At 63.3% G+C, this 341-nt stretch carries 1 protein-coding gene; it reads right to left on the reverse strand.

Annotated elements, in window-relative coordinates; genetic code table 11:
• Positions 1 to 341, reverse strand: a 341-nt coding sequence (locus ACODSK_RS32715; protein ID WP_489022307.1) for an immunoglobulin-like domain-containing protein, incomplete at both ends; no start/stop codon positions are given.

Genomic DNA, 341 nt, shown 5'->3' on the forward strand with positions numbered 1-341 from the left:
TGGCGCGTTGGTGGCGTAGACGTTGTTCGGCGCGGTGTAGTTGACCGAGCCGCTGGTGGCGTTGACTGCGATGGTGATGCTTTGGCCGTTGGCCAGGCTGACCACCAGCGGGGAGCCGGTGACCGGGGCGCTGACGGTAGCGGTGTAAGTGATCACGCCACCTTCCACTACGCTCGGAGTAGCAGTGAGCGTCACGGTGCTGGTGTCAATGCTATCGGTCACCGCAGTCACTGCTGCGGTCGGGCTGACTTCCAGGTGCTCGAAGTCGCCGCCAGTGGTGCCGGTGATGGTGACGCTGACATTGCCACCGTCGACATAAACGGTGTTTTGCGGCGCTGGGA

The sequence above is a fragment of the Pseudomonas sp. FG98 genome, assembly GCF_057808595.1.